The organism is Companilactobacillus mindensis DSM 14500 (assembly GCF_001434275.1).
In the GTDB taxonomy this organism is placed as follows: Bacteria; Bacillota; Bacilli; order Lactobacillales; family Lactobacillaceae; genus Companilactobacillus; species Companilactobacillus mindensis.
In genome coordinates this window covers 56262-66518 of sequence record NZ_AZEZ01000039.1, presented here as the reverse complement: position 1 = coordinate 66518, position 10257 = coordinate 56262, and the positions used below count along the sequence as shown (strand labels likewise).

The 10257-nt window shown below is 39.5% G+C and carries 12 protein-coding genes; all 12 read right to left on the bottom strand.

The genetic code is table 11. The features are described from left to right. Window positions 1-91: 91 nt before the first annotated feature. Window positions 92-520, bottom strand: coding sequence for a F0F1 ATP synthase subunit epsilon (locus FD29_RS04510; protein WP_057887763.1), 429 nt, complete (start codon window positions 518-520; stop codon window positions 92-94). A gap of 17 nt (window positions 521-537) precedes the next feature. Further along, the gene (atpD, locus tag FD29_RS04505) at window positions 538-1989 is read right to left on the bottom strand and encodes a F0F1 ATP synthase subunit beta (protein ID WP_057887762.1); all 1452 of its coding nucleotides are present in this window, start codon (window positions 1987-1989) and stop codon (window positions 538-540) included. Between the two features lie 20 nt (window positions 1990-2009). Continuing rightward, the gene (locus FD29_RS04500; RefSeq protein WP_057887761.1) at window positions 2010-2927 is read right to left on the bottom strand and encodes a F0F1 ATP synthase subunit gamma; all 918 of its coding nucleotides are present in this window, start codon (window positions 2925-2927) and stop codon (window positions 2010-2012) included. A gap of 20 nt (window positions 2928-2947) precedes the next feature. Then, window positions 2948-4480 (bottom strand): F0F1 ATP synthase subunit alpha, encoded by a 1533-nt coding sequence (gene atpA / locus FD29_RS04495; RefSeq protein WP_057887760.1) that lies wholly within the window; start codon window positions 4478-4480, stop codon window positions 2948-2950. A 19-nt stretch (window positions 4481-4499) separates the two neighbouring features. Beyond that, a complete protein-coding gene (gene atpH, locus FD29_RS04490; RefSeq protein ID WP_057887759.1) occupies window positions 4500-5045 on the bottom strand; it encodes an ATP synthase F1 subunit delta in 546 nt (181 codons plus the stop codon). After that, a complete protein-coding gene (gene atpF / locus FD29_RS04485; protein WP_371862705.1) occupies window positions 5032-5553 on the bottom strand; it encodes a F0F1 ATP synthase subunit B in 522 nt (173 codons plus the stop codon). The genes atpH and atpF overlap by 14 nt, the downstream gene beginning before the upstream one ends. Before the next feature lie 80 nt (window positions 5554-5633). Then, on the bottom strand, window positions 5634-5846 hold the full coding sequence (gene atpE, locus FD29_RS04480; protein WP_010020175.1) for a F0F1 ATP synthase subunit C: 213 nt from the start codon (window positions 5844-5846) through the stop codon (window positions 5634-5636). Between the two features lie 24 nt (window positions 5847-5870). Further along, window positions 5871-6581 carry a F0F1 ATP synthase subunit A gene (gene atpB / locus FD29_RS04475; protein ID WP_057887758.1) on the bottom strand — a complete coding sequence of 237 codons (711 nt, stop codon included), beginning with the start codon at window positions 6579-6581 and terminating at the stop codon, window positions 5871-5873. Between the two features lie 87 nt (window positions 6582-6668). Next, entirely contained in the window at window positions 6669-7298 is a 630-nt protein-coding gene (gene upp, locus FD29_RS04470) for a uracil phosphoribosyltransferase (protein WP_057887757.1), read from the bottom strand. A gap of 11 nt (window positions 7299-7309) precedes the next feature. Beyond that, entirely contained in the window at window positions 7310-8320 is a 1011-nt protein-coding gene (locus tag FD29_RS04465; protein ID WP_057887756.1) for an L-threonylcarbamoyladenylate synthase, read from the bottom strand. Between the two features lie 2 nt (window positions 8321-8322). Continuing rightward, window positions 8323-9171, bottom strand: a complete 849-nt coding sequence (gene prmC, locus FD29_RS04460; RefSeq protein ID WP_083477773.1) for a peptide chain release factor N(5)-glutamine methyltransferase — start codon at window positions 9169-9171, stop codon at window positions 8323-8325. Beyond that, window positions 9149-10246 carry a peptide chain release factor 1 gene (gene prfA / locus FD29_RS04455; RefSeq protein ID WP_057887754.1) on the bottom strand — a complete coding sequence of 366 codons (1098 nt, stop codon included), beginning with the start codon at window positions 10244-10246 and terminating at the stop codon, window positions 9149-9151. Before prfA ends, prmC begins: the two co-directional genes overlap by 23 nt. Between the last annotated feature and the right edge of the window lie 11 nt (window positions 10247-10257).

Here is a 10257-nt window from a genome sequence, read left to right as displayed (position 1 = left end):
TTTCTGTATTTTCGAGTAGCTTATTTAGTGCAACTAAAAAAGAATTTATTTCATATCAAAAAGACCAAGTCACCTTGGTCTTTTTGATTTACTAATTAATGTGTGAACTTACGTTAATTCTATTAATAGCCTTACGTAAGGATACTTGAGCACGAGCCAACTCATCAATGTTGTGTTTTTGTTCAGCAACCTTGATAGTCTTTTCAGCTCTTTGCTTAGCATATTCCGCACGTCTTAAATCAATGTCTCTAGCTCTTTCGGCACTGTTGGCGACGATTGAAACTAGATCATTGCTAAACTCCAAGAACCCGCCATTTACAGCAATTGAGTCTTCATGATGAGGTTTATCCACACGACGGACACGAACTTCATCAATAACTAACGGAGCAATAATTGGAGCATGGTGAGCCATGACACCAATTTCACCATCGATAGTGCTCAATACAACGAGTTTTGCATGATGATCATAAACAACACCATCGGGAGTAACAATATTGACCGTCACAATGTTTTCAGCCATATTATCTCCTCCTATCGTTAATTGGCAACTGCTTGTGCAGTTTCGTCATTTTGATTGTCAGCTGGTTTCCAGCCCATGCTCTTAGCTTTTTCAATAACATCAGCAATTCCACCGACACCGTTGAAGGCATCTTCAGGAACGTCATCGTATTTACCATCTAAGATTTCACGGAAGTCCTTAACTGTTTCTGCAACAGGAACGTAAGAACCTGGTTTACCAGTAAATTGTTCAGCAACACTGAAGTTTTGTGCTAAGAAGAATTGAATACGTCTTGCACGAGCAACGACAGTCTTTTCTTCATCAGACAATTCGTCCATACCCAAGATAGAAATAATATCTTGGAGTTCGTGATATCTTTGAAGAATCTCTTGAACTTGTGTAGCTACATCGTAGTGTTCTTGACCAACGATTGCTGGATCAAGGGCAGATGATGATGAAGCTAATGGATCAACAGCTGGATAAATACCTTGCTGTGTCAAACTACGTTCCAAGTTGGTTGTAGCATCCAAGTGAGCGAAAGTTGTGGCAGGAGCAGGATCAGTATAATCATCGGCAGGAACATAAACGGCTTGAATTGAAGTGATTGAACCCTTCTTTGTAGAAGTGATTCTTTCTTGCAATTGACCCATTTCTGTAGCCAATGTAGGTTGATAACCAACGGCTGAAGGCATACGACCAAGCAAGGCAGAAACTTCTGAACCAGCTTGGGTAAATCTAAAGATGTTGTCAATGAACAACAAGACATCTTGTCCTTCAACATCACGGAAATACTCAGCAATTGTCAAACCTGTTAAGGCAACACGCATACGAGCACCAGGTGATTCGTTCATTTGGCCATAAACCATGGCTGTTTTAGCAAGAACACCAGATTCCTTCATTTCATAATAAAGGTCATTACCTTCACGTGTTCTTTCACCAACACCAGTAAATACTGAAATACCACCGTGTTCTTCGGCAATATTGTGAATCAATTCTTGAATCAAAACGGTTTTACCAACACCGGCACCACCGAACAAACCAACTTTACCACCACGAACGTAAGGTTCGAGAAGATCGATAACTTTGATACCTGTTTCAAGAATTTCTGTTGATGTATTTAATTGATCATAAGCAGGTGCTTGACGGTGAATACTGTTTCTTGGGAAATCAGCAGGGAATTCCTTGCCTCCATCGATTGATTCACCTAAAACGTTAAACACACGGCCCAAAGTTTCTTTACCAACTGGTACAGAAATTGGTCCTTCAGTGTTAACAACTTCGGCACCTCTTTGAAGTCCGTCAGTAGAAGTCATGGAAATAGCACGCAAGGCGCCATCACCTAATTCTAGGGCAACTTCAAGAGTGATAGTTGATCCGTCTGACTTAACAACTTTCAAAGCATCGTTAAGTTCGGGCAAGTTTCCGTCTAAAGGAAACTCAACGTCGACAACCGGACCAATTACCTGAATAACTTTACCTTTGCTACTCATTAATTTGGCTCCTTTCTAAACTATTCAAGTGCAGCAGCACCACCGATAATTTCAGTGATCTCTGTAGTAATTTGAGCTTGACGAGCACGGTTGTAATGTAATGACAAACTTGAAATAAGATCGTCAGCATTATCAGAAGCACTCTTCATAGCTGTAACAGAAGCAGCATGCTCTGCTGTTTTTGCATCCATCATTGCTCCTAAAACTAAACACTCAATATATTGAGGCACAATTGCAGATAATACGGCTTTAGGATTTGGTTCTGTGATGTACTCAGTAGCAATTTCTTGTTCCTCAGTCGTCACGTCATCAGGTTCAGTCAAAGGCAATAACTTTTGATTAGTAAAGTTAGAAACCAATGAGTTAACGTGATGGTTGTGACAAATATCAATTTCATCGAACATTTCTGCTTGATACATTTGTAAGACAGCTTTCATGATCGGTGTGATATCTTTAACAGTTGGAATATCAGGTAGACCAGTATATTCATAGGCTATGTCATATCCACGAGCCTTAAAAAATTCAGTACCAGTATTACCTAAAGAAATAATAGTAAATTTGCTCTTGTCGCCATTATATTTCTTTTGGAAAAGATCCATCATGGCTTTCAAAATATTACTATTGTATCCACCAACAAGGCCACGGTCACTTGTAATGACAACGTAAGCGGTCTTTTTGACTTCACGAACTTTTAGAAGACTATTCAAACTCAACGGATCAGTGGAATCATCAGCAATTGATAATTCTTTGAACACATCAGCCGCTGTTAAATGTCTGACAATAGCTTCAACCTTTTTTTCGTACAATTGATAAGCAATAGATTTCTTTTCAATACGAGAGAGTTTAGCACCAGAGACCATTTGCATGGCCTTCGTGATTTGACCGGTTTTCTTAGTAGAAGAAATTCTTCTCTTAATATCCATAAGGGATTCAGCCATTATTTAAACCTCCTGTATTATTATTTGTCTTGCTTACTATTATCTGACTTTGATGCCAAGAAGTTTTCTGTAAATTCACTTACAGCAGCTTTGAAGGTATCTTCGTCAGGCAATACGCCTTTTTCTTTGATTGTTTGTAATAGTTCTGGATGGTTTGCATCGAAGTTTTCAGAAAGTGAAGCTTGATATTCTTTAATATCTTCAACATCAACTTTATCCAAGAATCCTCTTGTCAAAGCAAACAAAATCAAAACTTGTTTTTCAACAGGAACTGGGGCGTGTACGGGTTGTTTTAGAACTTCCTCAGTACGACGACCACGGTCTAGTTTAGCTTTTGTAGCTTCATCAAGATCAGATCCGAATTGAGCGAATGATTCCAATTCATGATATGAAGAAAGATCCAGACGCAAAGTACCAGCAACTTTCTTCATGGCCTTGATTTGGGCATCCCCACCAACACGAGAAACAGATGTACCAGCATCGATAGCTGGACGTGTACCTGAGTGGAACATATCACTACTCAAGAAAATTTGTCCATCAGTGATAGAAATAACATTAGTTGGAATATAGGCTGACACATCACCGGCTTGTGTTTCAACAATAGGAAGAGCAGTCATTGAACCGCCTCCTAATGCGTCACTCAACTTAGCGGCACGTTCTAGTAGACGTGAGTGTAAGTAGAAGACATCACCGGGATATGCTTCACGCCCAGGTGGTCTACGAAGCAATAGTGATATTTCACGGTAGGCATTGGCTTGCTTGCTTAAATCATCATAGACGATTAAAACATGTTTACCGTTGTACATGAAATATTCACCCATTGCAGCACCAGAATATGGTGCGAAGTAAAGCATAGGGGCTGGTTGACTTGGACCAGCTTCAACAACGATAGTGTAATCCATTGCGCCATGCTTTCTTAAGGTTTCAACTTGGGCTCTAATTGTTGATTCCTTTTGACCAATTGCGACATAGATACAAATCATATCTTGATCTTTTTGATTAAGAATTGTATCAATAGCGATTGATGTTTTACCAGTTTTACGGTCACCAATGATCAACTCACGTTGACCACGACCAATAGGAACAAGTGAGTCAACTGATTTCAAACCTGTTTGTAGAGGTTCAAAAACTGACTTACGTTGCATAACACCGGGTGCAGGTGATTCGATAGGTCTTGTCTTGTCTGTCTTGATTTCTCCTAAACCGTCAACGGGTTCACCCAAAGCATTTACGACACGTCCAACCATTGCATCACCAACAGGGACTTCCATGATACGACCTGTTCTCTTAACAGTATCGTCTTCACGAATTTTATCGTAGTTACCTAAAATGATGATACCAACATCATCACTTTCAAGGTTTTGAGCTACACCGAAAGTACCGTCTTGGAATTCTAGCAATTCACTAGCCATAGCATTTTCAAGGCCATTAGCACGAGCAATACCATCACCGACGTATGTAACTGTACCTACTTCATCAACTGAGAGTTCATTTTTATAGTTCTTCAACTGTTCTTTGATCAGCGAACTAATCTCTTCAGTTTTGATGCTCATTCTTTTCACCTCGACTTATTTAATTAACCAATAGAGTCTTCTTAATATCGTTAAATCTCTTAACGACACTACCATCAACGACTTGGTCTCCTACACGGATTATAACCCCACCGATGATAGATGGATCGACTATTTTCGTTAAATTTACTTTATTTACTGAAAATCTTTGCTTGATTACGGATTTTAGACTTTCTGCTTGAGCATCATCAATGTCAATCGTCGTTGTAACTACAGCTTCAACAATGCCATTAGCTTCATCATATTTTTCAATGAAAGCATCTGCAATGTCAATGATACAGTCCATACGATTATTGTCAAAAACTAGGCCCAAAAAATCTTGCATCAATTCGCCAAATTGGCTCTTCAATGTTTCCAAAATCTTAAGTTTTTCAGTGCGAGAAATAGAACGTCCTGCAAGAGCAAAGCTCAAACTAGGATTGTCTTCATAGACTTTTTTCAAAGACTTTAAGTCTTCAAGCATTTCTTCTATGGATTTTTGTTCTTCGGCTACTTCGTAAAGTGCCTTACTGTAACGCTTTCCCACTTGTTTTTTACTTAGCTTCATGTACCGTCAACTCCTTAATATAAGAGTCGATAAGTGACTTTTGATCATCTGCATTAAGCTCTTTAGAAATGACTTTTGAAGCAATTTCCAAAGACAAGCTAGCAATGTCGTTTTGTGCATCTGACATTGCATCTTCTTTAGCTTTAGCTGCATCAGATTTTGCTCTTTGTCTTACTTCTTCAGCTTCGCTATGAGCATCGGATACGATGGACTTCTTTTGAGTCTCACCGCTTTCCTTAGCTTTACTAACAATTTCCACTGCTTCAGCACGTGAACTCTTCAGAGCATCTTCACGTTCTTTTGCCAACTTTTCAGCACGTGAGCGTTCCTGATCCGCATAATCAAGATCACCAGTAATCTTTTCAGATCTGGCATCCATCATCTTCGTTACAGGACCCCAAGCAAAATGCTTAACTAACAGTGCTAAAACGATGAAAGAAACAAGAATGAAAAGCATGTCACCCAAAGCTACTTGATTAGCTCCGAGAACTAATAAACCTGCCAATATTCTTCACTCCTTCCTTTCTAATAAACACATCAACATAAAAAGGCGATTATTTTATATCGCCAAGTTCCTGGTTGTATGTATTAAACGAAAAGAATAACGAACGCAATAGCGATGGCAATGATAGGAACAGCTTCGATAAGACCAACACCGATGAACATTGTTCCTCTTAACTTATCAGCTACTTCTGGTTGACGGGCCATACCTTCAAGAGTTTTTGAAATAACAAGTCCGTTACCGATTGATGCTCCAAGAGCAGCGATACCAGCTGCAAGAGCTGCCGCAATATCCTTCATAATTAAAAATCCTCCAATAAAAAGTTATTCTTGTTCCATTTTACGTGAAATATAAACCATAGACAATGTGGTAAATACGTACGCTTGGATGGCTCCAATAAATACAGAGAAACCTTGCCATACCATTGCAAGTGGCATAGCAGCAACAAATGTGACCGCTCCAAGGCTCTTTGCAACAGTTCCAATAAGTGCAAGAAGTACTTCACCGGCAAATATATTACCGTAAAGACGCAATGACAATGTTAGGAAGTTGGTAAATTCTTCCAGAAGGTTAATTGGTAGTAAAAACTTTACCGGTCTCGCATAATTGGATAAATAGCCGCCGAATCCAAATTTCTTCACAGCATAATAGTGTGAAAGCAACAATGATACCGTTGCAAGTCCCATTGTGATCAATGGGTTAGACGTTGGTGACTTAACATATGTGAAACCGCCAACCTTTACTTGGAAGAATAATCCCAATTGGTTAGATACAAAGATGAATAGGAATAATACAAACGCATAAAGGTTGAATTGTTTACCAGACCCATCTGGCATTGCTGATTTGACTATACCATTAGTAAAATCAATCATCCATTCAAGTACATTCTGTGCTTTTCCTGGTCTCATAGTGACCTTGCGAGATAATGCAAACACCAAAATGAAAACAAGGACCGCAGAGACAAGAACTGACAAGTCATTTGCAACATTGAATCTTAAGCCTAAGAAATCAATAAACTTATACTTATCATCCAATAATAACCCTCCTTTCTTCGCTTATTGAAAACAATTGATACCATGAAATAATAACACTAAATTTTAGATATTCAAACAATGAAATTTCTATTTTGTCCCAAACAATCTGTCTCCAGCATCGCCTAGACCAGGGAAAATATAACCACTTTCGGTAATCTTTTCATCAAGTGATGCGGCATAAATATCAACATCAGGATGAGCATCTTGAACAGCTTTGACACCTTCAGGAGCTGCTACTAATACAACTAGGCGCATGTGCTTAGCACCACGTTTTTTAAGAGCTTCAATGGCCATATTAGCTGAACCACCAGTAGCAAGCATTGGATCAACGATGAATAGTTCACGTTGGTCGATATCACTAGGGAGTTTTACAAAATATTCGTGTGGCTTCAAAGTTTTTTCATCACGGTACATACCAATGTGACCAACTTTAGCAGCGGGGATCAATTCAAGAACGCCATCGACCATACCTAGACCAGCACGCAAAATAGGAATAACAGCTAGTTTTTTACCAGCAAGTACTTTTTGTGTTGACTTACCCATTGGTGTTTCAACTTCAACATCTTTCAAAGGAAGGTCACGAGTAATTTCGTAAACCATAAGTTCACCAATTTCGTTGGCAACTTCACGGAACACCTTAGTACCAGTGTGCTTGTTACGGATAATTGTAAGTTTATGTTGGATCAATGGGTGATTTAATACTGTAAATTTAGACATTTTGAATCTCCTTAGTTTTTATAATGTGTGTTACCAGCTGACTTATTCAAGCGATTACTGTATGCAGCACCGTGACCTTCGTCAGGGAATCCTTGAGCTAGGATAAATTGCATATGATCATTGTCCAATTGACGTAATCCAGCAAATAGATTTCTTGAAGCCGTGTAGACATCGTCACCAAGTGAAAACTTCTCGATACCTTCAGGTACTTCCTTCAAAATTTCATCCGTAGCCATGACTCCCATTGAAACATCTTTAGCGACGTATTCAGCAATAGCTTGTTTAAAGTCGTTCTTATCATCAACGATGATAACTTGTGCGTTTGGTGCGTAGTGCTTGTACTTCATTCCTGGCGCCTTTGGAACCTCGGTCTTTGTGACTTTGTGATGGTCACTGTTGACGTCGTCGATAACTTTCAACAAATCGTCTGAGTCGATCATCCCCGGTCTCAAAATCGTTGGTATATCCACAGACAAGTCGATCACTGTAGATTCAACACCAAGTTTCGTTGGACCATCATCCAAAATGGCCGCAATTTTACCATGCAGATCATGATAAACATGCTTAGCCAAGGTTGGACTAGGTTTCCCACTAGTATTAGCTGATGGACCAACAATTGGTTTGCCAAAAGTTTTGATAAGATTCAAAGTTGTCTGATTGTTGGGCATACGAAAGGCAGCAGTTGTAAGTCCCCCGGTCACTGCTTTCGATAGCTTACCAGGCTGAATTGGCATAATGATCGTCAATGGGCCAGGCCAAAATGCATTCATCAGTTTTTCAGCCAAGGGCTTATAACTGTTGTCGGCGTATTCCCAAACCATCTCTGGTCCAGAAACATGCACGATCAAAGGATTGTCGCTTGGACGTCCTTTGGCAGCATAGACATCTTTGACTACATCAGGTCTTGTCGCGTCAGCACCTAGTCCGTAAACTGTTTCAGTTGGAAAAGCAACTAACAGTCCTTTGGCTAGGAAATCTGCAGCTTCTTGAATCTGTGTATTCTTGAGTATCTCAGTTTCCAATACTACATCTCCTTTTTAGCTTTTAGATATCGGTAATTTCCACTTATATCTTTATGAAATTCTACAACATAATCAGGTAAATTATCACAAAAAATCTGTTTTATTGCATTTTTTTGTCGAAAACCGAACTCCATGTACAAAATACCATCGTCAGACAAGTAATTTTGAACTTCTTGCGTGATATTCTCGTAGAATTCCAAACCATCATCTTGACCGTACAAAGCTAAATCCGGTTCATACTTGATGACACTGATATCCATATCCTTTTTCTCTGATTCAGCAATGTATGGTGGATTGGACACAATGATATCGAATTTTTGTGGTTCAATACTTTTAAACAAATCACTCTGCTTAAAAAAGACATTATTTGTTTGGTAGTTTTCCGAATTAAGTTCAGCGACCTTTAAAGCATCCTTGGAAATATCAGTTGCTAAGATTTCATCTTCCGGAAATTCTAAGCCCAAAGTGACCGCAATGATCCCTGAACCAGTTCCAATGTCACAAATACTTTTTTTCTCATCGCCATGATCATCAATGATCTTTTGAACCATTTCTTCGGTATCTTGCCTAGGAATAAGTACATTCTCATTAACAGAAAAGTTTCGATCCATGAAATATGCATATCCCAAAATATATTGTACCGGCTCATCAGTCATCAACTTAGCTAGTCCATCCCGAAACCGATACATAATATCACTGGGAACTTCATCATTTCGATGCAGCTGCAGTTGCGTGTAATTGAACCCACTTAATTCCTCCATCAAATACTGAGCATCCTCTGGAAACTTGTGCTCGGCCTTTAACATAGAAAAAGCCCCTTTCAGGGCGTTAGAATAACTTAGCTTCTCCACTTTGAATTTGCTCCAATTTTTGTGCTTGGTCGTGAACGATCAAGGCAGAAATAATTTCGTCGAGATCCCCGTTCATGATTCGATCCAATTTGTTCAATGACAAACCGATTCGGTGATCAGTAACACGGTTTTGTGGATAGTTGTAAGTTCTAATACGTTCAGAACGGTCCCCCGTACCAACGGCAGACTTACGTTTCTCATCGTATTCACTTTGGTTTTCCGATTCATAGTAATCATAAACACGTGACTTCAAAATTTGCATTGCTTTTTGACGGTTTTGTTGCTGTGAACGTTGATCCTGCATAGCAACTACGATACCAGTTGGCAAGTGAGTCATACGGACAGCTGATGAGGTCTTGTTAATGTGTTGACCACCAGCACCAGATGAACGGTAAACATCAGTTCTGATATCCTTAGGATCGATATCAATATCAACTTCATCATATTCAGGCATTACGGCAACTGTGGCAGTTGAAGTGTGGACCCGACCTTGAGATTCAGTTGATGGAATACGTTGAACACGGTGAGCTCCGTTTTCATACTTCAATTTAGAGTAGACACTGTCACCTGTGATCATGACGGCGACATCCTTGTAACCACCGACTTCAGTGTCAGTTTCATCAATGATGTCAAAGCTCCAGCCTTGTTTTTCAGCATACTTGCTGTACATACTCAACAGATCAGCGGCGAACAAACTAGCTTCGTCCCCACCGGCAGCGCCACGGATCTCCATGATGATATTCTTATCATCGTTAGGATCCTTAGGCAACATCAAGAGCGTGATCTTGTGTTCGATCTCTTCAAGTTCTTTTTTGGAACTCTCCATCTCATCTTTTGCCATTGCTTGCATTTCTGCATCGTCAGTTTCACGAAGAATCTCATCGCTATCACTGATACTTTGTTTTAATTCTTTGTAACGCTTGAAAGCCGCAACGACATCACGCATATCAGCTTCTTCTTTAGAGTAAGCCATATAACGCTTAGTATCGTTGATAACTTCAGGATCACTCATAAGTTCTTGAAGTTCTTGATATCTTTCAAGTAAAGTTTCTAGTTGATCAAATATTTTATCCAACTTAACTATCC

Excerpts from the sequence above, each read along its gene's own strand:
- FD29_RS04510 (WP_057887763.1), bottom strand. The coding sequence starts at position 520 with ATGGCTGAAAACATTGTGACGGTCAATATTGTTACTCCCGATGGTGTT.
- atpD (WP_057887762.1), bottom strand. The coding sequence starts at position 1,989 with ATGAGTAGCAAAGGTAAAGTTATTCAGGTAATTGGTCCGGTTGTCGAC.
- FD29_RS04500 (WP_057887761.1), bottom strand. The coding sequence starts at position 2,927 with ATGGCTGAATCCCTTATGGATATTAAGAGAAGAATTTCTTCTACTAAG.
- atpA (WP_057887760.1), bottom strand. The coding sequence starts at position 4,480 with ATGAGCATCAAAACTGAAGAGATTAGTTCGCTGATCAAAGAACAGTTG.
- atpH (WP_057887759.1), bottom strand. The coding sequence starts at position 5,045 with ATGAAGCTAAGTAAAAAACAAGTGGGAAAGCGTTACAGTAAGGCACTT.
- atpE (WP_010020175.1), bottom strand. The coding sequence starts at position 5,846 with ATGAAGGATATTGCGGCAGCTCTTGCAGCTGGTATCGCTGCTCTTGGA.
- upp (WP_057887757.1), bottom strand. The coding sequence starts at position 7,298 with ATGTCTAAATTTACAGTATTAAATCACCCATTGATCCAACATAAACTT.